Genomic DNA, 26,776 nt, shown 5'->3' with positions numbered 1-26,776 from the left:
CCGGGAACGACGATCAGCGGCTGTTGCGCAGCCGCCGGCGTCGCTGGTCGAACCAGACCGCCGCGATCAGCACCGCGCCGACCGCGATCATCTGCCAGAAGTCGGGAACCTGCGTGATGTTGAAGCCCTTCTTCAGCACCGCCGGGATGAACACCCCGATCACCGTGCCGAGCACCGAGCCGATGCCGCCGAAGAGGCTGGTCCCGCCCATCACCGTGGCGGCGATGGCGTTGAGGTTGTCGGTGGTGTGCGCCGAGATCGTGGTCGAGGCGTAGTAGGCCAGCGACATGAAGCCCGCGACGCCCGCCAGGAACCCGGTGAGCGTGTACACCTTCAGCAGGTGCGCGGTGACCCCGATGCCGGAGCGCCGCGCCGCCTCGGCGTTGGAGCCGACCGCGTAGGTGTAGCGGCCGAACTTGGTGGTGTGCAGCAGCCACGCGCCGATCAGCGTGATCACCGCCGCCACCAGCACCAGGTTCGGGATGCCGAACCAGGTGCCGTAGCCGAGGGTGTTGTTGAGCACGGTAGGGACGCTGCGCACGTCCGAGCCGTTGTTGAGCAGGTACGCCGCGCCGAGGGCGGCGCCCATCGTGCCGAGCGTGACGATCAGCGGCGGGATCTTGGCCACCGCGATCAGCAGGCCGTTGATCAGGCCCCACACCGTGCCTGCCACCACGCCGGCGATCAGGCCCACCGAGATCACGCCCCAGCCGGCGTTGGTCGCCGTGCCGCCCGGGCTGAGCGCCTCCATGGTCTTCGCGGACACCATGCCGGCGAAGATCAGCACCGAGCCGACCGACAGGTCGATGCCGGAGGTGATGATCACGAAGGTCATGCCCACCGAGAGCACCAGCAGCACGGCGGTCTCGATGAGCAGCGTCTGGAAAGTGAACACCGTGGCGAACTCGCCGGGGGCGGCGATGGTGAACACCACGCACAGGGCGAGCAGCACCAGGGCGATCCAGAAGGTGTTCGCGGACACCAGCCGGGAGCCGAGCGAGCGCCGGGCGAAGCCACCCGTGCCGTCCACTTCGGACTGAACTCCGGGCTTGGCGGGTTCGGTCGCCCTGCTCACGCCGCCTCCTCCTGGGTCAGTGCACCGGTCATCGCGGCCACGAGGTCTTCGAGCTTGGTGTCCGCGGCCTGGAACCGGGCGACCCGCTTGCCCAGCCGCAGCACCTCGACCCGGTCGGCCACCGACAGCACCTCGGGCATGTTGTGGCTGATCAGCACCACGCCGATGCCCTGGTCCCGCACCTTCTTGATCACGTCGAGCACGCGTTCGCGCTGCACCACGCCGAGTGCGGCGGTCGGCTCGTCCATGAACACGACCTTGCTGGCCCACACCACCGAGCGGACCACCGCCACGCTCTGCCGCTGCCCGCCGGACAACGCGGCGATCGGCACCTCGGTGCTCTGCAGGTTCACGCCGAGGCGCTGGAAGTGCTCCACGGCCTGGCGGCGCATCTCGGCTTTGTCGAGCATGCCGAGCTTGCCGAGAATGCCCTTCCGGTGCAGCTCCCGGCCCAGGAACAGGTTGGCCGCCGGGTCGAGCTCCGGGGCCACGGCGAGGTCCTGGTAGACGGTCTCGATGCCGAGCCGCCTCGCGGTGGTCGGCGAGTCGAGGGTGACCTGCTTGCCGTCCAGCAGGATCTTGCCCGAGGTGGGCTGTTCGGCGCCCGACAGGCATTTGACCAGGGTGGACTTCCCGGCGCCGTTGTCGCCGATCAGCGCGGTGACCTGCCCGGCGTACGCCTGGAACGAGGCGCCGCGCAGGGCTTCCACCGAGCCGTAGCGCTTGGTCAGGTCCTGGGCGTCGAGCAGCAGTTCACTCATCGATCGGGCCTCCTTTCCGGGGCCGGCGGCCGGCAGCGGATGAGCGTCACATCCCCCGACAGCTCGGTGGCACCGGCACCGAACGGCACCACGAGGGTTTCGCCCTTGCGCAGCGTGAGTTCGTCACCGTGCTCGGTGCGCAGCGTGCCCGTGCCGTCCATCACCACCAGCACCGAGAACGACGGGTCCAGTGCCAGCGGGCCGCTGGGGCGGAGCTGGTCGGCGCGGAAGAACTCGCCGGAACCGTCGGCGAGCAGGTCCACAGTGGACCCATCCGCGCCCGCGGTGCGGCGGATGATGGTCTCCAGCCGGTCGGGGTCCCAGCCGGAGGTGTCCAGCGCCTCCAGTGCGGTGTCGAAACCGAGGCCGAGGTGCCCCTTCTCCGGGTTGGCGAGGAAGTCACGCCATTCGATGGTCAGCGAGAAGTCGGTCGGCTGCTGCAGTTCGACCACGAACACGCCTTCGCCGATCGCGTGCGGCAGGCCGGCCGGGATGTACACGGTGTCCCCGGCGGTGACCGGGATGCTGTTCAGCGCGCCGAGCATGGACGGGGTGTCCTGCTCCCGCACCCATTCGTCGATGGTCTGCTTGCTCAGCGTCTCGCGGAAACCGGGGTAGACCCGCGGGTCGTCGCCGTAGGTGCCGACCACGATCCACGCCTCGGTCTTGCCGAAGTGGGAGTCGAAGTGCTTCCGGGCGAAGGCGTCGGTCGGGTGGAAGTGCACCGGGAGCCGCTGACCGGCGTCGAGCAGCTTCACCAGGAGGCCGGTCGAATCGGAGAACGCCTCCACGTGCTTCGCGCCGAGCCAGCCGGTGGGGTCGTCGCGGACGGCGTCGCGCAGCCAGCGGCCGTCGGCCAGCTTGGTCAGGCCGTTGCTGTCCTGCCCGTACATCGTGGTGGTGGAGCCGACCCAGTCTTCCGGGCCGAAGTCGCTCGCGGAGGCGGAGAGCCCGCGCAGCCTCGCGATGGCTTCGCCACCCCGGTAGAACTGCGGCGGCTGGTTCGCGGGGAGCCGGAGCGGAGCGGGGGAAGCGCTCATCGAGGTGCCACCTCGCCGGAACCGCGGGCTACAAGACGCACGGGGAGAACTACCTTTCTTGGGGTGGACTGGTCGCCCTGGACTCGAGCGAACAGCAGGTTGGCCGCGGCCTCACCGAGCGCACTGACGTCGTGCGCGATCACGCTGACCGGCGGGTCGAGGAGGTCGGCGAGTTCGAAGTCGTCGAAGCCGACCAGCGCGGGGCGGTTCGGGCTGTGGGCCAGCGCGCGCAGCAGGTGGACGGTGACGCGGTTGTTGCCGGCGACCACCGCGGTGGCCGCTTCGGGACCGGCGAGCAGCGTGCGGATCGCCTCGCCGACGCTCTCCTCGGTCGGCTTGCGCATGATCACCAGGCGCTCGTCGTAGCGGACGCCCGCCCGCGCGCAGCCCTCGCGGAAACCACGCAGGCGTTCGTTGGCGGTGTAGATGCCCGCGCTGTCGGCGAGGAAGGCGATGCGGCGGTGCCCGTGCGCGGCGAGGTGGGTAACCGCTTCGGCCGTGCCGCCGATGTTGTCCACCAGCACCGTGTCGGCCACGATGTCGCCGGCCGGGCGGTCGATGAACACCACCGGGGTGCCCGCCCGCATCTCGGGCACGAGGTAACCGTGCTGCATGCCGGCGGGCACGATCAGCAGGCCGTCCACCCGGCGGGAACAGAACTCGAGCGCCAGTTCGCGCTCCCGCTCGCGGTTCTCTTCGGACGAACCCGTGAGCACCTGCCGCTCGTAGGAGCCGGCGATCCGCTCCACGGCGCGATTGAGTTCGGAGTAGAAAGGGTTCCCGACGTCCTCCACGATCAACCCGATCGTGCCCGTGGTCGATCCACGGCGGAGGTTGCGCGCACCGAGGTTGCGCCGGAAGCCGAGCTGTTCGATGGCGGCCATGACCCGCTCGGCGGTGTCGGGGTGAACCGCTGGTTCGTCGTTCACCACACGGGAGACGGTCTTGATGCTCACGCCCGCGAGCCGCGCCACATCGCTCATCGTGGCACGGCGGGCGCTGCCCCGGCCGGGAGACGACAACGTTGTCATAGTGGCCGGAATTGCACACCAGTGCACCGCGCACTGTCAATACCCGGGCCGGTCCGGAGGGTGACAAGGTTGTCGCGAAGGGTCTCTGGTGAGCGTGATCACGCACCCCCGGTGTTCCGGTGATCGCCATCACGGCTCACACTGGGATCACATCGTCCGACGACGCGGTTGACGTGGCAGGAACGCACCTGTCCGCACCCGTTGTACGGACGTTTTTTCGACTTATAGGAGGAAGTCGTGTCCAGCAAGGCCGCTGTACTGTTCCGCGTGGCCGCCGTGGCCGAGGCGCTGTCCTGGGCTGGTTTGCTGATCGGGATGTTCTTCAAGTACGTCGTCGAGTCCGGCGACGGCGGCGTGCCGGTGCTGGGCATGGTGCACGGCGTGGTCTTCGTGGTCTACCTGCTCACCTCCCTCGCCGTGACCAAGCCGCTGGGCTGGAAGGCGAGCACCCTGGTGCTGGCGCTGGTCGCGAGCATCCCGCCGCTGGCCACCTGGGCCTTCGAGAAGTGGGCGCTGCGCACCGGCAAGCTGGACGGCCCCGAGCTGGTCGCCCACGGTGGCACCGGCCTGTTCGCCGAGAAGGCCGAGCCCGTCGCTGTCTGAGTTGAACCGTCCGGGAACGGGGGTCGCCGAGAGGCGGCCCCCGTTTTCCGTTATTCGGTGAAGTCGCCGGTCGCCTTGCGCACCTTGGTGAGCAGCTCGATCAGCTGCTGGGTCTGCCGGTCGGTGAGCCCGTTCAGGCCGAAGCCGATCGCGGTGACCGCCTCGGTGGCCTCCTCGCGGCGCTTGCGGCCCCCGTCGGTGATCTCGACCAGCGTGGTCCGGCGGTCGGTCGGGTGCGGTACCCGCTTGACCAGGCCGTCCTTTTCCAGCCGGTCGACGATGTTGGTCACGCTCGTGGGGTGCAACTGCAGGCGCTCGCCCATCACCCGCATCGGCAGGCTGGACCGCTTGGCGAAGGTGAGCAGGACCAGCGCCTCGTAACGGGCGAAGGTGAGGCCGTGCGGCTTCAGCGCACCGTCCACAGCGGACTGGATAATCTGCTGGACCCGCATGATCCCGGTCACCGCGGCCATCGTGCCGGAGTCGCCGATGCGCTCTTCCCACAGCTCGGCGGCGCGGGCGATGGGATCGAAGGGCAGCGGGCTGTTCATGGCTGCCGAAGTTACCAGCGGGTACCGCCCGGGTGGGGCAGGGTGGTGGATATCCAGCCGGTTTCCTGTTCTTTCGCGGAGGTAGTCCCATGATCGTCGCGTTCAGCGTGTCCCCGCTCGGCGAGTCGGCCGGGGTGGCCGAGGCCGTGGCGAAGGCGGTCCAGGTGGTGCGCGAGTCCGGCCTCCCGAATGAGACCAACGCCATGTTCACCCTGATCGAGGGTGAGTGGGACGAAGTGATGGCGGTGGTGAAGCGGGCGACCGAAGTGGTGCAGGCCGAGGCACCGCGGGTCTCACTGGTGCTCAAGGCCGACATCCGCCCCGGCCACAGCGGCGAACTGGCGGGCAAGGTCGAGCGACTCGAGCAGCACCTGCGGTGAAGCGGGCTCCGAGGCGTGCCAGGATGGAACCGTGACACATCCACGCGGATCCGCAGCCAAGTCAGCAGCCCTTTCCGCCGCGCTGTCCGGCGCGGTGGACCTCTCCGCGCTCAAGGCCCGCGCCGACGCGTCGCGGCAGCAGCGCCCCGCGCCGAGTGCGCCCCCGCCCGCCGGTGGTGACGGCCCGCCCGCGTCCTCCGGTGACGCGGTGATCGAGGTCAGTGAGGCGACCTTCCAGGCCGATGTCGTGGAGCGCTCGCTCAAGCAACTCGTGGTGGTCGACCTGTGGGCCGAGTGGTGCGGCCCCTGCAAGCAGCTCAGCCCGGTGCTCGAGCGCCTGGCCGCCGAATCCGGCGGTGCCTGGGTGCTGGCCAAGGTCGACGTGGACGCCAACCCCCGGATCGCGCAGCTGTTCGGCGTGCAGTCCATCCCGACGATCGTGGCGATCGCCGGCGGGCAGCCGGTCGACGCGTTCTCCGGCGCGCTGCCCGAGCCGCAGATCCGGGAATGGATCAAGTCCCTGCTCGACGCGCTCAAGGACAAGCTGCCCGGCATCTCCGACGCCGCCGGCGAACCGGCCGAGGAGACCGAAGACCCCCGGTTCACCGAGGCCGAGGACGCCTTCGAGCGAGGCGACTTCGCCGCCGCCAAGGCCGCCTACCAGCGCATCCTGGACGCCGAGCCGGCCAACGAGCAGGCCAAGGCCGCGCTGGTGCAGGTGACCTTCGCCGAGCGTTCGGCGCAGGTGGACCCGTCGGCCGTCGCCCGTGCCGACGCGGACCCGAAGGACCTCGACGCCCAGCTCGCCGCGGCGGACTTCGAGCTGTCGCAGATGCAGGTGGACGAGGCGTTCAACCGGCTGATCGACGTTGTCCGGCGGACCGCCGGTGACGACCGCAACCGTGTGCGTGAGCACCTCGTCGGCCTGTTCGAGCTGTTCGACGCCAGCGACGAGCGGGTGCTCAAGGCCCGCCGGAATCTGGCCTCCGCCCTCTTCTAATGCTATGAGTGGGGCATTACTTGCAATCAATGCCAGTAATGCCCCACTCCTAGCGTTCGCTCAGCCGTATTGCTGGCTGCAGACGCCCGAGCCTTCGAGGTAACCGCGCCGCAGCGACTCGACCCGCTCGAACCCGTTCTCCACCTGCTTGCCGTTGATGTCCGCGGCGATCACGCTCTTCGGCTGCAGCAGCTCCGCGATCGCCTCGTCGAGGTCACCGGAGGACAGCCGCAGCTTCGCGCCAGGCTTGTTCGTCTCGGCCGCCCACGCGCCGACCAGGCACGAGGTCCGCAGGCCCGCGTTCGCGTTGTCCACCGAGGCGCCGACGCCCTTCTGGATGCCCTGCGTGTACCGCGACGCGACCTCCGCGAACGCCGCGAAGTCGCCCAGGCCGCCCGGGTCCTCGCCTTCGAACTCGGCCTTGCGGTCGCCGGTGCGGCCCAGGGTGTTGAGCGCCCCCAAGTCGATGCTCACGGTGTTCGTGTCCGGGCAGTACGAAGCGGGCGGGGTGGCCGGGCCGCCGGGGCAGGTGCCGCCGTCGTCGACGATCTTGGGCGGCTGCGCGCCCGCCTTGCCGAACGCGGCGTCCAGGCTTTCCTGCAGTACGCCGATCGTCTTCATGTCGATCTTCGCGTCACCCTCGCCCTTGTCCTGCTTGTCGAAGGGGCGTTCGGTGATGCGCTCGTCGACGTTCTGCTGGTTGATCCCGGCGCACTCCTTGGCGCCCTTCTCGAACCCGAGCTGGAAGGCGAAGGTCCGGTCGAACCCGGTGCCGTGCGCGGACCGGTCCTTGGCCGACTGGCCCGCCTGGTCGCGGATCATGAACAGCGAGGCGAGCACCTGGTTGACGCCCTCCGAGGTGGACACCTGGAAGTACTTGCTCTTCTCCTCGGCCATCCAGCGGAAGTAGCCGCCGGTGAAGCAGTCGGCCTGCTGCTCCTTGACCAGCGTCGAGGTGTTCTTGGTCATGCCTGCCTTTTCGCCGAGGCGGTACTGCACCGCGTGGCCGAACTCGTGGCCGAGCACGGTCACGATCGCCATCGGGCCGAACTCCTCGTTCAGCAGCGGCAGCAACTGCTTGCGGTCCCAGGCGACCAGGTCCTCCGGCGGGCAGAAGAACGCGTTCATCGCGGCGTCCTTGAGCGAGGCCCCGCAGACCTCTTCGCGGTCGGTGGTCGGGTCGTAGGACTGCAGCTGCTTGACCGGCTCGAACTGCTGCCCGAAGTGGGCGGGCATCTCCTGCGTCCAGTACTCGCTGACGTCGGCGATCGAGGCGATGGCGATCTTGTCCTCGACGCTGTCGGTGGCGTTCTTGACCTCGAGGTTCGGCGTCGGCGCGTCGCTCTTCAGCCCGCTCTCGAAGTGCGTGACCGGCAAGCCGGCGACGTTGCCGTCGGACACCTTGTCGGCGTCGGGCCCCGCTTCGCCGCCCTTGTCGTTGCACGCGCTCAGCGTGAGCACGGCGGTCAGCGCGATCAGGGCCCCCCGCCCCCAGTTCTTACCCATGGTCGCTCGCTCGTTTCGTTCTCCGGCCCCTCACCAGGGCTGAACCAAGTCCGGCACAGCGCACCCTACTAAGCGGGTACGACCGCCGTGGCGACATCACCCCAGATCGCACGCCTTCGTGCCGCCGACCACCCCGCCGCGGAAGGCCGACACGCGGTCGAAGCCGGAGGCGATCGAGCCGCCGTCGACGTCGCGTGCCGGGTAGTCGTAGCCGAGCAGGACCTGCACGGCCTCGTCGAGGTCGCCGGGCGACACGGTGAACTCGCCCTGCGGGTTGAGCAGGGAGCCGGTGTAGGCGCCCGCCAGGCAGAGCGTGCCGCGCTGGGCCGGTTCACCGGTGGTCGGCTTGCCGGCGGCGGCGAGCGCGCTCAGGCCGAAGCGGCTGGCCAGCACGGTTCCGGTGGCGAAGTCGCCGATGTTGGTGTGGATGTCGCCGAGCGTGCCGTCCTCACGCAGCTGCACCGAGTTCTGCTCCGGGCAGTACGCCACCGCGCCCTGCTCACCGGCGGTGCAGCGCGGGTCCGCGGTCACCGGCTCGATCTTGGGCGTGGACCACTCGTGCCCCGCCTGCGACATTTCGCGCGAGAAGTACGAGCCGAGGTCCTCGGAGATCGCGGGCACCAGGTCGGGTAGCGGCAGGTTCCCACCGCGGGCCGCGTCCTCTTCGCTGAGGAAGGAGCGCTGGGTGAACGCCCGGTTCGACGCGGTGATGTCGGCGCACAACCGGGGCCCGGACTCGAAACCGTCCTGGAAGGCGGAAACCCGGTCGAAGGCGTCGCCGTGGGCGGAGGCCTCGCGGTGGGAGGTGCCGAGCGGGTCGCGGAAGGTGATCAGCGCGCGCATCAGCGAGTCGAGTTCCTCCCGCTCGACCTGGAGGTGCTCGGCCTTGCCGTCGACCACCCAGCGGATGAACGAACCGGCGTAGCAGTCGGCCATCGCCTCGATCACGATGCCGGGGTAGAGCGCGGCGCTGTCGCGGTCACCACCGCGGCCGAGGCCGGTGCGCTGCTGCACGGCGTGCCCCATCTCGTGCGCCAGCACCAGCATCACGCCGCCACCGCCGAACCGTTCGGTCAGCACCGGCAGCAGGGCCGCGCGGTCCCAGACGATCACGTCGCCGTTCGAGCAGTAGTAGGCGTTGCCGCTGATCGTGGCCGCCGATTCGGTGCACGGCGGCGGTTCGGCCCCGGCGTCGGCGGTGTCGACCGAGTAAAAGCCGCCGCGCAGGTCCTCCCACGGTCCGCCGAACAGCGAGGGGTACGTCTCGGTCCAGTACGCCTGGATGTCGGTGATCGCGGTGGCGGCCAGCCGGTCCACGTCGCCGCCGTCGGACCCGTTCACGAAATCCGGGTCGACCACGGACTTCGCGCTGCGAGCCAGATCCTCGGCGATCACCGCCGGGCTGCGGACCGCGGTGCCCCGCACCGGCGTGCCGCACGCGGCCAGCGAAACCACGGCCAGGGCGAGCGCGATCAGGGTCGCGGGCGTGCGCATGGGTCCATTGTGCGGCAGGTGACCGGCTGTAGTGGGCGAACGGGCGAAGAGTGCACGGAACGCTAGGGTCACGGGCATGAGAGCAGTTCGCCGGTTCACCGTCCGCCCGAGTCTGCCGGAGCCGCTGGCCGGGCTCCGCGCGCTGGCCACCAACCTGCGCTGGACCTGGCACCCGCCGACGCGCGACCTGTTCGCCTCGATCGACGCCAAGCTCTTCAACGAGATCCGGGACCCGTTGCGCCTGCTCACCGCGCTGCCGCCGGCCCGTCTGGAGGAACTGGCCCTCGACGACGACTTCCTCGCCGCCGCCCGTGCCGCGACGGAGAACCTCGAGCACTACCTGACCGAGCCGCGGTGGTACCAGCGCCGGGCGGGCGAAGGCGACGGCAGGCTGCCCGCCGCGGTGGCCTACTTCTCGATGGAGTTCGGCGTCACCGAAGCGCTGCCGAACTACTCGGGTGGCCTCGGCGTGCTCGCCGCCGACCACCTCAAAGCCGCGTCGGACCTCGGCGTGCCGATGATCGGTGTCGGCCTGCTCTACCGCGCCGGGTACTTCCGGCAGGCGCTGTCGCTCGACGGCTGGCAGGTGGAGCACTACCCGGTGATCGATCCGATCGGGCTGCCGCTGGAGCTGGTCACCGGCGAGAACGGCGCGCCGATGCACGTCGCGGTGGCGATGCCCGGCGGCCGGGAGTTGCTGGCGCAGGTGTGGAAGGCACGCGTCGGCCGGATCCCGTTGCTGCTGCTGGACACCGACACCGACGTCAACGACGACGACCTGCGCGGCGTCACCGACCGGCTCTACGGCGGCGACGCCGACCACCGCATCCGGCAGCAGATCCTCGCCGGCATCGGCGGTATGCGCGCGGTGCGCCAGTACTGCGCGCTGACCGGCCACCCGCAGCCGGAGGTCTCCCACACCAACGAAGGGCACGCGGGCTTCCTCGGCCTCGAGCGCGCCGGTGAGGTGATGCGCGACGGCGGACTGGAGTTCGACCAGGCGTTGTCCGCGGTCCGCGCCGGGACCGTGTTCACCACGCACACCCCGGTTTCGGCCGGGATCGACCGCTTCCCGGTCGACCTGGTGCAGCGTTACTTCGGCGACGGCAGGCTGGTACCGGACGTGGAGTTGCGCCGCGTGCTCGCCCTTGGTGCCGAGGAGAACCCCGGCATGTTCAACATGGCGCACATGGGCCTGCGCCTGGCCCAGCGGTCGAACGGGGTTTCCGCGCTGCACGGACGGGTCTCACGCCGGATGTTCGCGCGGTTGTGGCCCGGGTTCGACGAGCGTGAGGTGCCGATCTCGTCGGTGACCAACGGGGTGCACGGGCCGACCTGGGTGGCGCGCGAGCTGAGCGCGCTGCTCGGTGGCAGCCACGAGGAGTGGGGCTACGACGGCGATTCCGACAACTGGTCCGGCATCCGTGACCGGGTCAGCGACGAGCAACTCTGGGCGCTGCGCCGGGACCTGCGGCAGAAACTGGTGATGGAGGTACGCCGCCGGGTGCGGGCCGCGTGGCTGCAGCGAGGCGCTTCCGCGCTCGAACTCGGCTGGACCGACCACGTCTTCGACCCGGACGTGCTGACCGTCGGCTTCGCCAGGCGCGTGCCGACCTACAAGCGGCTGACCCTGATGCTGCGCAACCCGGACCGCCTGCGCGCGCTGCTGCTCGACGAGGAGCGGCCGGTGCAGGTGGTGGTCGCGGGCAAGTCGCACCCGGCGGACGAGGGCGGCAAGGCGCTGATCCAGCAGATCGTGCGGTTCGTCGACGACGCGCGGGTGCGGCACCGGATCGTCTTCCTGCCGGACTACGACATGGCGATGGCGCGGTACCTCTACCGCGGCTGTGACGTCTGGTTGAACAATCCGACAAGGCCACTGGAGGCCTGTGGGACTTCCGGCATGAAGTCCGCGTTGAACGGTGGGCTGAACCTGTCCATCCGGGACGGCTGGTGGGACGAGTGCTACGACGGCAGCAACGGCTGGGCCATCCCCACCGCGGACGGGGTGCTCGACCCGCTGCGCCGCGACGACCTCGAGGCCGCCGCCCTGTACGACCTGCTCGAGCTGCAGATCGTGCCGTTGTTCTACGAGCGCGGGCCGGGTGGCACGCCGGAGGGCTGGCTCTCACGGGTGTGGCACACGCTGCAGACGCTGGGACCGAGACTGCAGGCGTCGCGCATGGTCCGGGAGTACGTGGAGACCGGCTACCGCCCGGCCGTGGAGACGGTGCACGGCGCTGTCGCCGACGGCTACCGAGGAGCGCTGTCGCTGGCCGAGTACCGGACGAAGGTGGAGGTCGCCTGGCCGCGGCTGACCATCTTCGACACCGAACTGCAGGTGGAAGCCCCGGACACGCTGGTGGTCGGCACCGAGGTGCGGGTCGGCGCGCGGATCGACCTGGCCGGGCTGGAACCGTCCGAAGTGGACGTACAGGCGGTGGTCGGCAAGGTCGGCGACACCGATGAGCTGGCCGAAGCGGTGACCGTGTCGATGGAACCGGCGGGTATCGGCGCGTTCGCGGCGAAGCTCCGGCTGCCGTACGCGGGTTCGCTCGGCTACACCGTCCGGGTGCTGCCGAAGCACGGGCTGCTGGCGTCCCCCGCCGAGCTGGGCCGCGTGATCCACGCCTGAGGCTCGTTTTTGTCGGACCCCTTCGCTAGCGTTCGCCGGACCTGGACGAACTGGGAGGACAGGTCTGATGAAACGAAGATTCCTCGGCTTGCTGCTGGGCCTCGTGACCGCGGCCGGCCTCGGCACCGCGCCCGCCGCGGTCGCCGCACCGGAAGCGGGACTGTGGTCGGGCACCTGGGCGACCGCGGTCCAGCAGCCGACGTTCGGCGTGGTGCAGAACTGGTCGGAGGCCGGGTTCGCCGAGCAGTCGGTGCGCCAGGTCGTCCGGGTGGCTTCCGGCGGGGTGGCCGCGCGGGTGCGGTTGTCCAACGAGTTCGGCGACCAGCCGCTGCGGCTGACCGGCGCGACGGTGGCGCGGTCCGCCGAGGGCGCCGCGGTCAAGCCGGGGTCGGTGCGGCCGCTGACCTTCCGGCACGCCCGGTCGGCGGAGATCCCGGCGGGCGGGGAACTGCGCAGCGATCCGCTGCCGTTGCTGGTGGCTCCGCTGGAGGAGTTGACGGTCACGCTGTACTTCCGCGAGCCGACCGGGCCGGTCACCTCGCACGTGAACGCGATCGCGACCAGCTACCGCGCGAGCGGTGACCACCGGTCGGACACGAGCGCGGCGGCGTTCACCGAGACTTCCGTCTCCTGGTACCTGCTCTCCGGGGTGGAGGTGCTCGCGCCCGGCAAGGGCGCGGTGGTGACCTTCGGCGACTCGATCACCGAAGGCGCGCTGTCCACTGTGGATGGCGACAACCGGTACCCGGACGAGCTGGCCGAGCGGCTCGGCGGGAAGCGCCCGGTGCTGAACAGCGGCATCGGCGGCAACCGGGTGCTCACCGACTCGGCGTGCCTGGGGGAGAGGGCCACCGCTCGGTTCGAACGGGATGTGCTGGACCAGCCGGGCGTTCGCTCGGTGATCATCATGGAGGGCATCAACGACATCGGCATGAGCAGCTTCCCACCGGACGACTGCCTCGGGGCGACGCCATGGGTGACCGCGGCCGACCTGATCGCGGGGCACCGGAACCTGATCAAACAGGCGCGAGCGGAAGGGATCCGGGTGATCGGCGGGACGCTGACCCCGTTCAAGGGCGCGTTCTACTTCAGCGCGGAACGGGAAGCCGTGCGGGATGAGGTGAACCACTGGATCCGCACGTCGGGCGAATACGACGCCGTCGTCGACTTCGACCGGGCGCTGGCTGACCCCGCGGACCCGGACACCATGCTGGCCGCCTACGACTCAGGGGACCGCCTGCACCCGAACGATGCCGGCTACCACGCCATGGCAGCCGCAGTCGACCTCACGCAACTCTAGCCCCGCACGCCGGTTGGGCACCCCTTCGCGGATGCCCACCCGGCGCCCAACCCGCCCACGCCCCACTGCCTGAGTGGGTTCATGGTCCGGGGTGGCTGGAACTGGGACTCGGCCTTCGCCTAGAAGTTGTGGGCCCGTCGCTGCAGTTCGTTCACCCACGAGAGCCGTGGCTGCGATCGCTGAGCCTGCCTGCCCGGATGGCCGCGTTGGCCAGCCCGTCGCGAGAGCAGGCCGAGGCTGACCCCGAATCGGGCTGGCCTGCGGCGAGACCGGCCACTGAGTGCGGGGTTCAGCTGCCCGAGTGTTGAACTCGGGTGCGCGAACGCGGGACTCGGCTGCCCGGGTGTGAGGTTCGGGTGCGCGAACGCGGGACTCGGCCGCCTGAACGTGGGGTTCGGGTGCCTGGGCGTAGGTGTCGGGCGGCTGAACGTGTGTAACTCGGGGAGGGGGTCAGGGGATGGCGGGGCGGCCGCCGGGGGTGGTGGGGAGGCCGGCGGAGCGCCAGGCTCGGTAGCCGCCGATGAGGTCGGTGGCGTGGCGCAGGCCGAGCCGTTTGAGGTCGGCGGCGGCGAGGCTGGAGGCGTAGCCCTCGTTGCACACCACCACGACCGCCAGGTCCGGGTGTACCTCGGGCAGGCGGTGCTCGCTCGCCGGGTCCAGGCGCCATTCCAGGTGGATTCGTTCGACGGGGACCGACCCGGGGATCTCGCCTTCCTCCAGGCGGTTGGCGTGCGGGCGGATGTCCACCACCAGCGCGCCTTCGGCTTGCAGGCGGCTGGCCGCCTCCGGCTCCACCCTGGACAGGGTGGCGCGGGCGGCGGCGAGCGCGTCTTCGATGCTCATCGGGTCAGCGTGGCAGGCAGCGGCGGGATCTGCGCGGGCACGTCGTTCAGGCTCGTGTACGTGCGGGTGGGCACCAGCGGCGGCGAGTACGCGTGCACGCTGGCCGCCGGGGTGGCGCCGGCGCCGGTGACCTGGTGCGCGCGACCGGCACCGAAGCCGATGCCGTCGCCGGTGAAGTGCGACCGCTGCCGGATCGGGCCGCCCGGGTAGCGGTAGTCCTCGGTCAGCTGGCCCTGCAGGACGGTGAACGAACCGGCGGCACCACCGTGGTCGTGCGGGGCGGTGTGCTGGCCGGGCAACCACGACAGCAGCCACAGTTCGACACCGTCGGTCAGCGCGAGGCGAGCCCACCAGCGCTGTTCCTCGTCGAAGCGGAGTATCGACCGCAGGCTCGAGGTCAGCTCGTTGGTCACGGTCCTGGTCAGGTCGGCCAGCTCCCGCGGCGTCCACAGCTGCCGCTCCGGGTGCAGCAGGTCCGGGAGCAGCGGGTCGGTGATGCGCGGGTGGATCTCGAAGTCCGGGCGGATGAGCGACTGGGTCATGGCGGTGCCTCCTGGCGTGTGCGTGAAACGGCAACGGGTGCACAGCGCGCGGCACGGGCTGAACCGGAGGGGAGGCCGGTGAAAGAGCAGGGGAGAAGAAGGGCGTCAGCCGCCGAGCCGCGCGGTGGTACACCCGCAGGAGGCGACGAGCACGAGATCGACGGTCAGGTCGGACCACATGTTGCGCCACCCGGTGCGGCGCCATGCGGTTGTCGGCCTGATCACGCTAGGGATACTGCCACAGATCGGGCACTCCGCGGGTGCTGTTCCACGCGGTGGACGCAACTGGGTAGGCCGTTGAGCGCGCGCGAGGCCGCGTCGGTGACAATGACGCCGTGACCGAGCTGACGCAGCCGAACGAACTTGACGACCTCGTGGTGCGGATGAGCGGCGTGGGGGTGCGGCGCGGCCAGAACGACCTGCTCGCCGACCTCGACTGGGCGGTGGAACTCGACGAACGCTGGGTGGTGCTCGGCGCGAACGGGGCCGGCAAGACCACCCTGCTCCGCCTGGCCGCCGCCGAACTGCACCCGACCACCGGCAGCGTGGACCTGCTCGGGGAACGGATCGGCAAGGTCTCGGTGTTCGAGCTGCGCCCGCGCATCGGGTTCACTTCCGCCGCGCTCGCCTCGCGGGTGCCGGGCGAGGAGACCGTCCGGGACGTGGTGGTCAGCGCCGGGTACGCGGTGCTCGGCCGCTGGCGCGAGGTGTACGACACGCTCGACACCGAGCGCGCGGACGAACTGCTGGGCGCGATGGGCATCAAGCACCTCGCCGACCGCACCTTCGGCACCCTGTCCGAAGGGGAGCGCAAGCGCGCGCTGATCTCCCGCTCGCTGATGACCGACCCCGAGATGCTGCTGCTCGACGAGCCGGCGGCCGGGCTGGACCTCGGGGGCCGCGAGGATCTGGTGGCGCGGCTGTCCGAGCTGGCCATGGACCCCGACGCACCGGCGATGGTGCTGGTCACGCACCACGTCGAGGAGATCCCGCCGGGCTTCACCCACGCGCTGCTGCTGCGGGACGGCCGGGCGGTCGCCTCCGGACTGGTCGACGACGTGCTGACCAGTGAGAACCTGTCCGCCACCTTCGCGCAGGACCTGGCACTGGAACGCTGGGGCGACCGCTACTTCGCCCGTCGCCGCTGAGGTCGCGTACTGCCCGGTAGCCTGCTGGAACCAGTCAAGCTTGCCGAGGAGGATGGGCGTGGGAGAGTTCGTATCTGTCGAGGTCGAGGCCGGGGTGGGCACGATCCGGCTGGACCGCCCGCCGGTCAACGCGTTGAACAACCAGGTGCAGGCCGAGCTGGCGGAAGCCGCCAAGGAGGTGACCGAGCGTGCCGACATCCGCTCGGTGATCCTCTACGGCGGTGAGAAGACCTTCGCCGGTGGCGCGGACATCAAGGAGATGGCTGCCCGCTCCTACGCCGAGATGGTGACCTTCGGCACAGCGCTGTCCACTTCGCTCAGCCTGCTCGCCGGCATCCCGAAGCCGACCGTCGCGGCGATCACCGGGTACGCCCTCGGCGGCGGGCTCGAGCTGGCGCTGACCGCGGATCGCCGGGTGGCCGGTGACAACGTCAAGGTGGGCCAGCCGGAGATCCAGCTCGGCGTGATCCCCGGCGCCGGTGGCACGCAGCGGCTCGCGCGGCTGATCGGCCCGAGCAAGGCCAAGGACCTCGTCTACACCGGCCGGTTCGTCAAGGCCGAGGAGGCGCTGGCGCTGGGCATCGTGGACGAGGTCGTCGCCCCGGACGACGTGTACGCGGCGGCGCACAAGTGGGCCGCGCAGTTCGTGAACGGTCCGGCGGTGGCGCTGCGGGCGGCGAAGGCCGCCATCGACGGCGGCCTCGACGTCGACCTGGCCAACGGGCTGAAGCTGGAGACGCAGCTGTTCGCCGGGCTGTGGGCGACCGAAGACCAGGCCAACGGCATGCGGTCGTTCATCGAGAACGGCCCCGGCAAGGCCAGCTTCGAAGGGAAGTAGCGAGATGACCGAGGTGAACGACCCGGCGCCGCACCCGCACGCGACCGAGGAAGAGGTCAAGGCCGCGTTCGGCGACCCCAAGTTGGCCAACGTGCTCTACCACGACTGGGAAGCCGGGACCTACGACGAGAAGTGGTCCATCTCCTACGACGAGCGCTGCATCACCTACGCCACCGACGTGTTCCGCGCGGTGGCCGGTGAGGAGGACTCGCCGTACCCGACCGCGATGGAGCTGGGCAGCGGCACCGGCTTCTTCCTGCTGAACCTGATGCAGGGCGGGGTGATCAAGAAGGGCTCGGTCACCGACCTCTCACCGGGCATGGTGCAGGTGGCGCTGCGCAACGCGGAGAACCTGGGCCTGGACGTGGACGGCCGGGTGGCCGACGCCGAGCGCATCCCGTACCCGGACGACAGCTTCGACCTGGTGGTCGGGCACGCGGTGCTGCATCACATCCCGGACGTGCCCGCGGCCTTCCGCGAGGTGCTGCGCGTGCTCAAGCCGGGCGGGCGGTTCGTCTTCGCCGGGGAGCCGACCAAGATCGGCAACTTCTACGCGCGCAAGCTCGGCCAGCTCACCTGGTGGCTGACCACGAACGTGACCAAGCTGCCCGCGCTGTCGGACTGGCGGCGGCCGCAGGAGGAACTGGACGAGTCCTCGCGGGCGGCGGCTCTCGAAGCCGTGGTCGACCTGCACACCTTCGACCCGTCCGAGCTGGAGCGCATGGCGCTGGGCGCGGGCGCGGTGGACGTGCGCGCGGTCACCGAGGAGTTCGCCGCGGCGCTGGCCGGCTGGCCGATCCGCACCTTCGAGGCCGCGGTGCCGCAGGAGAAGCTGACGGTGAAGTGGCGGCTGTTCGCCTACCACCTGTGGCTGCGGCTGTCCGCTGTGGACAAGAAGCTGCTGGCGAAGGTGCTGCCGCGGCAGCTGTTCTACAACGTGATGATCGCCGGCACCAAGCCGCCCGCCGCGACCGGGCTGTAGTTGGCCTATTCGTTCACCCTCGACGACGTCGCCTTCCTGCGCTCCGAAGCCGGGGAGGCGGCGCTCGCGACGTGCGCCGAGCTGCCGCTGACCGAGCGCACCCGGATCGCCGACGTGGCCACCGCCAGGCGCGTGGTCGGCGACCACTACGCCGCGGCGCTGGAAACCGTGCTGCTGCGGCGCAAAGCGGTGACCAAAGTGGACGGTTCCGCGGGGTGGTTGTTCACCGGCGACTCGCTGCAGCAGGCGAGCGCCTCGGTGGTGGCGCGGCACCGGGCGGAGCGGCTGGCGGGCCGGGAGGTCCACGACGTCACCTGCTCGATCGGCGCCGACCTGGTCGAACTGGCGAAGACGGCGAGCGCGTGCACCGGTTCGGACCTCGACGAGGTCCGGCTGGCGATGGCGCGGCACAACTGCGCCCAGGCCGGGGTCGATGCGGACCTGCTCCAGGCGGACGCGCTGCGGCCACGGGACGGGAACGCCGTGGTGGTCGCGGATCCGGCTCGCCGGGACTCCTCGGGGCGCCGCACCTGGAAACCGGCGGATTTCGCGCCACCGCTGGACGAACTGGCCGCCGCGTACAGCGGCCGCGACCTGGTGGTGAAGTGCGCGCCAGGCCTGCCGCCCGAGTCGGTGCCCTGGGCGGACGAGATCGAGCTGGTCTCGCTCGACGGCCAGGTCCGCGAAGCCTGCCTGTGGGCCGGCGAGCAGGCGACCGTGAAGCGCCGGGCCACCGTGCTGCGGTCGGATGGTACACAGTGGACGGTCACCGACGCCGAGCCGGACGAGGTGCCGGTGGCGCCGGTGGGCGAGTGGATCGTCGACCCGGACGGGGCGGTGGTGCGGGCCGGGCTGGTCCGCCACTACGGCGCCCGGCACGGGCTCTGGCAGCTCGACGAACGGATCGCCTACCTCACCGGTGACCGCCCGCCGCCCGGGGTGCGGGCATTCCGGGTGATCGAACACGGGCCGTACCAGGAAAAGAGCCTCCGGGCGATGTTGCGGCGGCACGAGATCGGCCGGCTGGAGATTCTCATTCGCGGGCTCGACGTGGACCCGGATGCGTTGCGGCGCCGGATGAAACTCGGCGGTACCCAGGAGGCGAGCGTGGTGCTCACCCGGATCGGACGCGCGCCCTTCGCCTTCCTGTGCCGCGCCGAGGTCATCGAGCCGGCGTGACCAAGCCGCTCTCGTAGGCGGCGATCACCAGCTGGGCGCGGTCGCGGGCGTGCAGCTTGCTCAACAGGTGACCGATGTGCGTCTTCACCGTCGCCTGGCTGATCCGCAGCTGCTCCCCGAGTTCGGTGTTGGACAGGCCGCGCGCGATCAGCGTCAGCACCTCGCGTTCGCGGGCGGTGAGCTGGTCGAGTTCGCGGGACGGGCGCTGCGCCGGACCGCCCTGCCTGGCGAACTCCTCGATCAGCCGCCGGGTGATCGCCGGGGCGAGCAGGCTGTCGCCCGCGGCCACCACGGTGATCGCGGTGAGCAGTTCGGCGGGCGGGGTGTCCTTCAGCAGGAATCCGCTCGCGCCCGCGCGCAGGGCGGCGAACACGTATTCGTCCAGGTCGAAGGTGGTGAGCATGAGCACGCGCACCCCGGCGGTCTCCGGCGACCCGCAGATCCGGCGGGTGGCTTCGATCCCGTCGACCTCCGGCATGCGCACGTCCATCAGCACGACGTCCGGCTGCTCGCGCCGGGCCAGGTCGACCGCCTCCGCGCCGTTCCCGGCCTCGGCGACCACCTCGCAGTCCGGCGCGCTGTTCACCAGGACGCGGAAACTGCCGCGCAGCAGGGCCTGGTCGTCGGCCACCAGCACACGGATCACCGTTTCACCTCGTCCGGTTCGCGGGGCAGGCGAGCGCTGACGCGGAACCCGCCGGTCGGTGCCGCGCCCGCTTCGAAGGCACCGCCGTACATCATCACCCGCTCGCGCATGCCGAGCAGACCGTGCCCGCCCGAACCGGCGCCCGGCCCGCGGCCGTCGTCGGTCACCTCGATCCGGAGATCGCGCTCGTCTGCGGAAACCACCACCTCGCAGTGCTTCGCGGCGGCGTGCTTGACCACGTTCGTCAGCGACTCCTGCACGATCCGGTGCACCGACAGGCTCAGGCTTTCCGGCAGCTCCAGCCGGTCGTCCACGCGCAGGGTGACCTCGATCCCGGCTTCGCGGGCGTGCTCGGCGAGCTTGCCGAGATCGTCGATCCCCGGCGAGGGAGCCAGTCCGGCACCGTCGGGGGTGCGCAGGACGCCGAGCAGGCGACGCAGTTCGGTGAGCGTGCCGCGGCTGGTCTCCTCGATGATCCGCAGCGCGTCGCGGGCCTCGCCGGGATTCTGCTCGGCGACGTGGTTGGCCACCGACGCCTTCACCGCGATCAGGCTCATGCTGTGCGCCACCACGTCGTGCAGCTCGCGGGCGATGCGCAGGCGTTCGCCGGTCAGCGCTTCCTCCGCGCGAAACGCCTGTCGCCGGGCCTCGCGGGCACGCATCACGCGCACCGCCCGGCCGGCACCCCAGGCCGCGGACATGATCAACCACAGCAGGAGCGAAGCTTCGACGGGTGCGTCGAACAGCGAGTCCGGTGACGCGGTGAGCAGGACCGCCGCCGCGCCGATGAGCGTGGTCACCAGCGCCGGGATCGCGCGGGCCGCGGGTACCGACAGGCCGACCACGTACAGCACGAACGACACCGGCAGCAGCGGTTCCCTGGTCAGGTCGAGCACGACCGCGGCGAACGAGCCCAGCGCGACCACGGCCAGCACCGGCAGCGGCCAGAGCCGCCGCACGGCCAGCGGCGGGCCGATGGCCGCGACCACCAGTGCCACCACCCAGAACGGACGCCCACCTTCCTGGAACCCGAAGTAGGCCGCGGTCGCCAGTGCGGCGGCGCCCGCGTCGGCGAGCAGGAGGTGAATTTTCGGCACGGGTTGAACCTAAACCGCGTCGGGTTCCGTCTACCTCGGAGCTCGGGGTGTCATACCTGGGGCTGAGGCATAATCGCGCAGTCGACGAACTCGAGGAGAACCCGCGATGAAGCGCACCGCCGTGTCGCTGTTCCTGACCGCGCTCGCCCTGCTGGCCACCGCCGGTCCGGCCGGTGCGCACACCAAGCTGGAGTCCAGCGATCCGGCGCAGGGCGCCTCGCTCGAGGCCGCGCCCACCCAGATCACGCTCCGTTTCAGCGAACTGGTGAAGGTCGAGACCAGCAAGGTCACCGTGACCGGCCCGAACGCTTCGGAGTGGAAGGTCGGCGCGCTGGCGGCCAAGGGCCCGATGCTGACCGTGCCGGTCGAGCCGGTCGGCCCGGCGGGGGAGTACGCGGTGAACTACGAGGTCACCAGCGCCGACGGGCACTCGGTCAGCGGCACCACCCGGTTCACCCTGACCAAGGATGCCGCGCCGGCGGGCGCGGCCCCCTCGTCCGCGCCCGCCGTGCCGAACACGCCGACGACCACCGTGCCCACCGAGTCCGCCGACCCGCGGCCGCAGGCCGCCGAGGACACGAGCATGCCGGTGTGGCCGTGGATCGTCGGCGCGGCGGTGCTGCTGGCCATCGGCGTCGGCGCGGTGCTCGTCCGACGCCGAGGCAACAACTAGCTCGAGCGCTGGTACGCCCGGAACGCCCGGGTGGCCAGCCAGCTCATCACCGCGGCCAGCGCCAGCAGCAACCCGCCGTGGCCGAGGACCCGCGACCAGTCCGGGTCCGCGGCCAGTGCCTCGCGTCCGGCGACGGCGGCCCAGTCCACCGGGTTGTACTCGGCGACCGTGCTGACCCAGGACGGCAGCAGCGACGGCGCCATCATCACCGACGACAGGAAAGCCAGCGGCAGCGCGAGGAACTGCGAGATGCCGATCAGCGCTTCCTGCTGGCGCACCAGCAACGCGATCGCGTCGGACAACGCGCCGAAGATGATCGACAGCAGCACCGCGCAGGCCAGCACCACCAGCACGCCGGTGACCCCGCCGTCGTAGCGGGCACCGGCGAGCAGGCCGACGCCGAACACGATCAGCGACTGGATCACCGTGACCACCGACTGGTGCGCCAGCGAGCCCGCGATCAACGCACCCCGGCTGACCGGCGAGGTCAGGTTGCGGTCCATCACGCCACGGTCCATGTCCTCGATGAAGGAGGTGCCCGCCCAGCCCGCCGACATCATCGCGGTCATCACGATCACGCCGGGAGTCAGGTAGCTCAGGTAGTCGCCGGTGCCGAAGCCGGGCAGTTCGGCCACGCGGCGGAACAACTCGCCGAACAGCAGCAGCCACACCATCGGCTGGATCAGGTTGAACAGCAGGTAGGCGGGTTGCCGGGAGAGGCGGCGCAGGGCGTGCGCGGTGAGCCTGCCGGTGTGCGAGACGAAGGTGGTCATCGGACACCCCCGGCCACGCTGTCGGCGGTGCGGAAGTCGCGCCCGGCGTGACGCAGGTACACGTCGTCCAGCGACGGGCGCGCGGTGCCGATCGACACCGGTTCGACGCCCGCGCGGCCGAGCGCGGCCAGCACCCCGGGCAGCGCGGTCGCGCCGGTGGCGACCCGGGCGCGCAGGGTCAGGCCGTCCACGCTGATCTCCCCGGCCACCGGTTCCAGCGCCCGCCGCGCGGTGCTCAGATCCTCCACAGTGGACAGTTCGGCGTGCACGCTGTCGCCGTTCAGCTCGTTCTTCAGCTCCTCCGGGCTGCCGGTGGCGACCACCTGGCCGCGGTCCACGATCACCAGCCGCGCGGCCAGCTTGTCGGCTTCTTCGAGGTAGTGGGTGGTCAGCAGCACGGTCAGCCCGTCCTCACCGGACAGGCGGGCGATCTCGGCCCACATGTCGGCCCTGGCCTCGGGATCGAGGCCGGTGGTCGGCTCGTCCAGGAACAACACGCTGGGCCGGGCGACCAGGCCGAGCGCCACGTCCAGCTTGCGCTGCATGCCGCCGGACCACTTCCCGGCCGGCCGGTCGGCGGCGTCGGTCAGGCCGAACCGGTCGAGCAGTTCCTTGGCACGTCCGCGGGCGGCCGTGGCCGAGAGGCCGTGCAGGTGACCCTGCAGCACCAGGTTCTCGCGGCCGGTGCTGACCGGGTCGAAGGCCGGTTTCTGCGAGACGCTGCCGATCACCCGCCGCACGCGGCCGGGTTCGCGGCGGACGTCGATGCCCGCCACGCTCGCTTCGCCGTCATCGGGGGCGGCGAGGGTGGTGAGGATCTTGACGGTGGTGGACTTGCCTGCCCCGTTGGGGCCGAGCAGGCCGAAGACGATGCCGGCGGGCACGGTGAAGCCGAGTCCGGCCAGCGCGCGGACGGCTTTGGCGCCCTTGCCGTAGGTCTTGACCAAGCCGGTCGCGGTGATCGCATGGGTGGGCACGGTGGTACTCCTTCGGTGTCGTGAGAAGGAGTCGACCGTCGCGGTGCACTACTCTGGCGTTCGCAGGCGCGCTCGGAGCAGCTGTCCGCGGACGGCGACCCGGGTGTGTCGGATGGCTCCCGGCCGCGGTGTTGCCGCACCCCGGCCGGGGCCATCACCTCAGTCCTGTTCGGGTTGGCTGAGCCAGCTCATCTCCTCCGCGAACTCGGTGGCGACGCGCGCCTCGATCTCGTCCGGCGTGGCTCCCGACTCGCGCAGCTCGTGCATCCGTGACCACACGCGCAGGCCGTCGAACTCGCCGGTTTTCATCTCCCGCACCAGGTTCCTGATGAACTCGATCTCGGTCTCCAGCAGGGTTTGCCGGAACTCCGCTTCGATGGTGAACAGTCGCGGGAAGCCTTCGGGGGTGGTCGCCGCGATGGCCTCGTAGCTCTGCTTGGCCAGCAACTGCGTGCGCAGGCGGGCTTCGAGCAGCCGGACGACCTCCTCCGGCGAGAGCACCGGCATCAACGACAACGCGGCCTCGAACTGGGCGAACTCCTTGGCCGGATTGGCCAGCAGGTCGCTGAGCCAGTCGTGCATCTCGGCCACGCCGGCCGAAGTGATCTCGTAGACCGTGCGCTCGGGACGCCTGCCCTCGCGCACGGTCTCGCGAGACTCGATGAGCCCGCGCTTGCGCAGCGACTCGACCACGGAGTACAGCGAGCCGTAGTTGAGCTTGATGCTGTCCTCCTTGCGCCGCTCGCGCAGGGTGCCGGACATCTCGTAGGGGTGCATCGGGCGCTCGTTGAGCAGCGTCAGGACCGCCAGTGCCAGCGGATTCGCCCTGCCACGCGGTGCCATCGCCTCGGAGCCCCCTGTTCTCGCTCGAATACTCGACTCAGAGTACCCGAACCGGAGTGCCTGCGGTCAAGGCCCAATGCTATGAATGGGGCATTACTAGCAATGGATGCAAGTAATGCCCCACTCCTAGCGTTGGCTCAGGCGGCGCGGACCTGGGGTGGGGTCAGGGTGGGGGTGGCTTTGTTGCCGAAAGCCCACGCTTCGATGCTGCCCAGCGGTGGCACGTAGGCCGACGCGCCCTGGGTGCTGTACGTCCACGCCGTCGCGCCGGTGTTCGCGTGGTAGTACGCCCAGTGCGCGTTCACCGGTGGCGTGTTCACGCACGGGTCCTGCGCCGGGGACGGCAGGGCGTTGATGCGGCAGATGAACGCCATGCCCCAGCGCGAGGTGCCTGCCGGGGTGAACCCGGCGTTCTGCAGCGCGGCCACGCCGTTCGCCTGCGCACCCGGCGCGCAGCGCGTTTCCTGCGTGCCACCGAAGGCGGCGAAGTCGACGGTCACGGTGACCCCGCTGGTCCCGGCACACGGCCCCGGCGTGCCGACGGCCTGCATCGACACCGCGCACGGCACCTCGGGCACCGCGGCGGACGGGGTGGACGGCGCCAGCGGGAAGGCTTTGCCCGCGGCGGCGGGCACGGCCTGCACGGTGGCGAGCAGATTGGCCGCCCGGCTGCCCGGGTAGAAGAACGCGCCGCGGTCGGCGACCGGGTCGGCGCAGCCCAGCTGGAAGCTCGCCAGCGCGGCGTAGGCGTTGCCCGGCTTGCCACCCGCGGCGACGATCGCCTGGATCGCCAGCGCGGTCGAGTTCGGGTCCGACGCCTGCCCCGGCGCGGCGATGTAGGCGAAGCCGCCGTCGGCGGAACGGGTCGCGTTCAACGACGACAGCACCTTCTTCGCGGCGGGCAGCTTGCCGTAGGCGGCGAGGCCCTGCACCGCCATGCCGGTGCTGTTGGTGTCCGGACCGGCGAAGGCAGCCGGATCCGCCGTGGCGCACGGCACCGCGGTGTCCGCGCGGTAGGCCTGCCAGAGCCCGTTGGCGCACTGCTGGCCGGTCAGCCATGCCGCGGCCGCGGCGACCTTGGGGTGCGCGGCGGGCACCTTCGCCGCCTTGAGCGCGGCGAGCGCGAGGCCCTGGCGGAACGCGCCGTCGTAGGTCGGGTCGGCGGAGCCGAACAGGCCGTCGGCGCGCTGGGTGGCGAGCAGGCGGTCGACCAGGTTCTCCCCGCCGAACTGCCGCGGGTTCTGCTTGCCCGCGACGGCCGCGAGGAGCACGTAACCGACGCGGCCCGGGTCGTCCTGGCCGTCGGTGCCCTTCAGCGGCTCGCCGAGCTGCGTGCTCAGGTAGGCGACGCCGTCTTGCGCGGCTTGGCGGCCCACCCCGGCGGCGTGCAGGCCGAGCACGGCGTACGCGGTGCTGGTGACATCGGCGTTGAGGTTGCCGCCGCCCGCGGTGATCGCGCGGGCCAGGTACCCGGCGCCGTGGCGGGCCACGGCGCTCTGCCCGGCTTCGGCGGCCGCGGCCGGTGCGAGCAGCCCGGCGGCGAGTGCGGTGATCGAGGCCAAGACGGCCACCGGTCTGGCACGGAACAGCTTCGTGCGCAAGGGATTCCCTCCTTCGGACAGGCGCGGTCACCCACGCGTGCCGGAAGGGGCCAGCGCAGGCCCCGAGCCGCAGTCCACGACGGTTCGACGGAGCCCGTTCCTCGCCAGGCGGTCCGGCTCGCCCGCGTTGTCCACGCGAGCCCACGGTTGCGGGTCAGCGCCGGTTTCCGACCGGCTTTCCCCGACGAGGAACGTGCACCGGAAAGCTACCCGGTGACCGGGCCGTCCCGCCAGACCCGGCGCAGCGCCGCCACCACACCATCCACAAAGGACTCGAACAGGGCCGGCTCGTCTCGCATCGAATCGCGCAGGCTCAGCGGGAGTTCGAGTTGCACGCCCCCGCCGGTGCGGGTCCGGTTCACGATGTTGCGTGGTGACCGCCCGGCGAGCGTGGGGTGGTCCGCCGTGTCGATGGTCTCGAACCCGCGCGTGCCGAGTTCCGCGTGCACGATCTCGCCGAACTCGGTGTCGAGGCCGCCGATCAGCACGCCCTCGCGGGGCAGGGTGACGCAGCCGTGCAGGCTCAGTGCCCGGTCGGTGCCCGCGCACAACGCCAGCGCCACCGGATCGTCGCAACGGCTGGAGGTCACGTGCAGGCTTCGGTTGTCCTGGAAGCTTTCGAACAACCAGTAGTCGCATGTGGACCGGCGCGCGATGGCCAGGCACAACCGCGAGGTCCCCGGTTCGAGCGTGCCACCGTGCGGGGCCAGCACCACCGGGGTCCCGGTACGACCGGATTGGCGGAACCAGCGGGCGTAGTCGATGTGCTCGGTGAGCGAGGGGTCCGCGTACAACGCGGTGTTCGAAAGATATCTGTGCGTAGCCGCGCTGGTCACCGTCATCCCCGCAACATACGGCCATTCGGCGGGAGCGCGGTGTTCGAATGGCGCAATCGGCCGCAGATGGCGGTGATCCGCGTTTCATTCACCCGGTCCGGGGAACTCTCAATCATGTCCAGAGTGCGAGTTTCCGGCGGCCGTTCGACGGCCGCGCGAGTGATTACCGGCGTCGGGGCAGTGATCGCGCTCATCGAGGTCATCTACATCTTGATGATCTTGCTGGGCGCCAATGCGACCAACGCGTTCGTCGAGTTCATGCGGGCCATCGCCGAGCCATTGGCGTTGTTCTTCCCCGGCCTGTTCCAACTGGAGAACTACCAGGTGGGCGTGCTGATCAACTACGGTCTCGCGGCCGTTTTCTGGCTCGTGCTGACCGGGCTGATCGCTCGCATCGTGCGCTAGCGGACCTACCGGTGCCT

At 70.7% G+C, this 26,776-nt stretch carries 27 protein-coding genes; 11 read left to right on the top strand and 16 right to left on the bottom strand.

What is annotated here, in order from left to right:
• Nucleotides 1-13: 13 nt before the first annotated feature.
• The 4 genes from JOM49_RS41380 to JOM49_RS41365 are packed head-to-tail and all read right to left on the bottom strand — an operon-like array spanning nt 14 to nt 3,859.
• The gene (locus JOM49_RS41380) at nt 14-1,075 is read right to left on the bottom strand and encodes an ABC transporter permease (protein WP_209670182.1); all 1,062 of its coding nucleotides are present in this window, start codon (nt 1,073-1,075) and stop codon (nt 14-16) included.
• Complete coding sequence (locus JOM49_RS41375) at nt 1,072-1,836, bottom strand: ATP-binding cassette domain-containing protein (RefSeq protein ID WP_209670180.1); 765 nt, start codon at nt 1,834-1,836, stop codon at nt 1,072-1,074. The genes JOM49_RS41380 and JOM49_RS41375 overlap by 4 nt, the downstream gene beginning before the upstream one ends.
• The gene (locus JOM49_RS41370) at nt 1,833-2,876 is read right to left on the bottom strand and encodes a class I mannose-6-phosphate isomerase (protein ID WP_209670178.1); all 1,044 of its coding nucleotides are present in this window, start codon (nt 2,874-2,876) and stop codon (nt 1,833-1,835) included. Before JOM49_RS41370 ends, JOM49_RS41375 begins: the two co-directional genes overlap by 4 nt.
• Nucleotides 2,873-3,859 carry a LacI family DNA-binding transcriptional regulator gene (locus JOM49_RS41365; protein WP_209670176.1) on the bottom strand — a complete coding sequence of 329 codons (987 nt, stop codon included), beginning with the start codon at nt 3,857-3,859 and terminating at the stop codon, nt 2,873-2,875. The genes JOM49_RS41370 and JOM49_RS41365 overlap by 4 nt, the downstream gene beginning before the upstream one ends.
• A gap of 285 nt (nt 3,860-4,144) precedes the next feature.
• On the opposite strand from JOM49_RS41365, the gene JOM49_RS41360 reads away from it, so the two are divergent.
• Nucleotides 4,145-4,510 (top strand): DUF3817 domain-containing protein, encoded by a 366-nt coding sequence (locus JOM49_RS41360; RefSeq protein WP_209670174.1) that lies wholly within the window; start codon nt 4,145-4,147, stop codon nt 4,508-4,510.
• Nucleotides 4,511-4,560: 50 nt separating this feature from the next.
• On the opposite strand, the gene JOM49_RS41355 is transcribed toward JOM49_RS41360, so the two are convergent.
• On the bottom strand, nt 4,561-5,061 hold the full coding sequence (locus tag JOM49_RS41355) for a MarR family winged helix-turn-helix transcriptional regulator (RefSeq protein ID WP_209670172.1): 501 nt from the start codon (nt 5,059-5,061) through the stop codon (nt 4,561-4,563).
• Between the two features lie 89 nt (nt 5,062-5,150).
• Here JOM49_RS41355 and JOM49_RS41350 point away from each other — a divergent pair, with 89 nt between their 5' ends.
• Both JOM49_RS41350 and trxA read left to right on the top strand, forming a co-directional pair.
• On the top strand, nt 5,151-5,441 hold the full coding sequence (locus tag JOM49_RS41350; RefSeq protein WP_209670170.1) for an MTH1187 family thiamine-binding protein: 291 nt from the start codon (nt 5,151-5,153) through the stop codon (nt 5,439-5,441).
• Between the two features lie 31 nt (nt 5,442-5,472).
• Nucleotides 5,473-6,441, top strand: coding sequence for a thioredoxin (gene trxA / locus JOM49_RS41345; protein ID WP_209670168.1), 969 nt, complete (start codon nt 5,473-5,475; stop codon nt 6,439-6,441).
• 60 nt (nt 6,442-6,501) lie between these two features.
• Here the strand turns inward: trxA and JOM49_RS41340 are convergent, their stop codons facing one another.
• Nucleotides 6,502-7,947, bottom strand: a complete 1,446-nt coding sequence (locus JOM49_RS41340; protein WP_209670166.1) for a neutral zinc metallopeptidase — start codon at nt 7,945-7,947, stop codon at nt 6,502-6,504.
• Between the two features lie 96 nt (nt 7,948-8,043).
• A complete protein-coding gene (locus JOM49_RS41335) occupies nt 8,044-9,441 on the bottom strand; it encodes a neutral zinc metallopeptidase (protein ID WP_209670164.1) in 1,398 nt (465 codons plus the stop codon).
• Between the two features lie 76 nt (nt 9,442-9,517).
• Here JOM49_RS41335 and glgP point away from each other — a divergent pair, with 76 nt between their 5' ends.
• Together glgP and JOM49_RS41325 are read left to right on the top strand one after the other, a co-directional pair.
• Entirely contained in the window at nt 9,518-12,076 is a 2,559-nt protein-coding gene (gene glgP, locus JOM49_RS41330) for an alpha-glucan family phosphorylase (RefSeq protein ID WP_209670163.1), read from the top strand.
• A 67-nt stretch (nt 12,077-12,143) separates the two neighbouring features.
• Nucleotides 12,144-13,376 carry an SGNH/GDSL hydrolase family protein gene (locus JOM49_RS41325; RefSeq protein WP_209670161.1) on the top strand — a complete coding sequence of 411 codons (1,233 nt, stop codon included), beginning with the start codon at nt 12,144-12,146 and terminating at the stop codon, nt 13,374-13,376.
• A 450-nt stretch (nt 13,377-13,826) separates the two neighbouring features.
• Here JOM49_RS41325 and JOM49_RS41320 read toward each other — a convergent pair whose 3' ends face one another.
• Both JOM49_RS41320 and JOM49_RS41315 read right to left on the bottom strand, forming a co-directional pair.
• Nucleotides 13,827-14,219, bottom strand: a complete 393-nt coding sequence (locus JOM49_RS41320; RefSeq protein WP_209670159.1) for a rhodanese-like domain-containing protein — start codon at nt 14,217-14,219, stop codon at nt 13,827-13,829.
• Complete coding sequence (locus JOM49_RS41315; protein ID WP_209670157.1) at nt 14,216-14,761, bottom strand: cysteine dioxygenase; 546 nt, start codon at nt 14,759-14,761, stop codon at nt 14,216-14,218. The genes JOM49_RS41320 and JOM49_RS41315 overlap by 4 nt, the downstream gene beginning before the upstream one ends.
• 335 nt (nt 14,762-15,096) lie before the next feature.
• On the opposite strand from JOM49_RS41315, the gene JOM49_RS41310 reads away from it, so the two are divergent.
• Genes JOM49_RS41310 through JOM49_RS41295 form a run of 4 tightly spaced genes read left to right on the top strand, consistent with a single transcriptional unit; the run spans nt 15,097 to nt 18,908 of the window.
• The gene (locus tag JOM49_RS41310) at nt 15,097-15,909 is read left to right on the top strand and encodes an ABC transporter ATP-binding protein (RefSeq protein WP_209670155.1); all 813 of its coding nucleotides are present in this window, start codon (nt 15,097-15,099) and stop codon (nt 15,907-15,909) included.
• A 58-nt stretch (nt 15,910-15,967) separates the two neighbouring features.
• Complete coding sequence (locus JOM49_RS41305; RefSeq protein ID WP_209670154.1) at nt 15,968-16,747, top strand: enoyl-CoA hydratase/isomerase family protein; 780 nt, start codon at nt 15,968-15,970, stop codon at nt 16,745-16,747.
• A gap of 4 nt (nt 16,748-16,751) precedes the next feature.
• Nucleotides 16,752-17,729 carry a class I SAM-dependent methyltransferase gene (locus JOM49_RS41300; protein WP_209670152.1) on the top strand — a complete coding sequence of 326 codons (978 nt, stop codon included), beginning with the start codon at nt 16,752-16,754 and terminating at the stop codon, nt 17,727-17,729.
• The gene (locus JOM49_RS41295; RefSeq protein WP_209670150.1) at nt 17,730-18,908 is read left to right on the top strand and encodes a class I SAM-dependent methyltransferase; all 1,179 of its coding nucleotides are present in this window, start codon (nt 17,730-17,732) and stop codon (nt 18,906-18,908) included.
• Here the strand turns inward: JOM49_RS41295 and JOM49_RS41290 are convergent.
• Entirely contained in the window at nt 18,892-19,554 is a 663-nt protein-coding gene (locus JOM49_RS41290) for a response regulator (RefSeq protein WP_209670148.1), read from the bottom strand. The genes JOM49_RS41295 and JOM49_RS41290 overlap by 17 nt on opposite strands.
• Nucleotides 19,551-20,651 (bottom strand): sensor histidine kinase, encoded by a 1,101-nt coding sequence (locus JOM49_RS41285; protein ID WP_308159041.1) that lies wholly within the window; start codon nt 20,649-20,651, stop codon nt 19,551-19,553. Before JOM49_RS41285 ends, JOM49_RS41290 begins: the two co-directional genes overlap by 4 nt.
• A 106-nt stretch (nt 20,652-20,757) precedes the next feature.
• Between JOM49_RS41285 and JOM49_RS41280 the strand changes: the two genes are divergently transcribed.
• On the top strand, nt 20,758-21,324 hold the full coding sequence (locus tag JOM49_RS41280; protein WP_209670146.1) for a copper resistance CopC family protein: 567 nt from the start codon (nt 20,758-20,760) through the stop codon (nt 21,322-21,324).
• Here the strand turns inward: JOM49_RS41280 and JOM49_RS41275 are convergent.
• From JOM49_RS41275 to JOM49_RS41255, 5 genes are all read right to left on the bottom strand, one after another.
• Nucleotides 21,321-22,097: an ABC transporter permease gene (locus JOM49_RS41275; RefSeq protein WP_209670144.1), complete on the bottom strand. Its 777-nt coding sequence runs from the start codon at nt 22,095-22,097 to the stop codon at nt 21,321-21,323. The two genes, JOM49_RS41280 and JOM49_RS41275, sit on opposite strands and share 4 nt — an antisense overlap.
• On the bottom strand, nt 22,094-23,074 hold the full coding sequence (locus JOM49_RS41270) for an ATP-binding cassette domain-containing protein (RefSeq protein ID WP_209670142.1): 981 nt from the start codon (nt 23,072-23,074) through the stop codon (nt 22,094-22,096). Before JOM49_RS41270 ends, JOM49_RS41275 begins: the two co-directional genes overlap by 4 nt.
• Nucleotides 23,075-23,233: 159 nt before the next feature.
• A complete protein-coding gene (locus JOM49_RS41265) occupies nt 23,234-23,917 on the bottom strand; it encodes a PadR family transcriptional regulator (protein WP_209670140.1) in 684 nt (227 codons plus the stop codon).
• A 137-nt stretch (nt 23,918-24,054) separates the two neighbouring features.
• Entirely contained in the window at nt 24,055-25,518 is a 1,464-nt protein-coding gene (locus JOM49_RS41260; protein ID WP_209670138.1) for a prenyltransferase/squalene oxidase repeat-containing protein, read from the bottom strand.
• Between the two features lie 206 nt (nt 25,519-25,724).
• Nucleotides 25,725-26,360 (bottom strand): poly-gamma-glutamate hydrolase family protein, encoded by a 636-nt coding sequence (locus JOM49_RS41255; protein ID WP_209670136.1) that lies wholly within the window; start codon nt 26,358-26,360, stop codon nt 25,725-25,727.
• Between the two features lie 33 nt (nt 26,361-26,393).
• Here JOM49_RS41255 and JOM49_RS41250 point away from each other — a divergent pair, with 33 nt between their 5' ends.
• A complete protein-coding gene (locus tag JOM49_RS41250; RefSeq protein ID WP_308159040.1) occupies nt 26,394-26,759 on the top strand; it encodes a hypothetical protein in 366 nt (121 codons plus the stop codon).
• Nucleotides 26,760-26,776 lie beyond the last annotated feature (17 nt).

The sequence above is a fragment of the Amycolatopsis magusensis genome (assembly GCF_017875555.1).
GTDB classification, from domain to species: Bacteria; Actinomycetota; Actinomycetes; order Mycobacteriales; family Pseudonocardiaceae; genus Amycolatopsis; species Amycolatopsis magusensis.
Note: the sequence above shows the minus strand (reverse complement) of the source record. Positions and strands in the feature narration are given on the sequence as shown.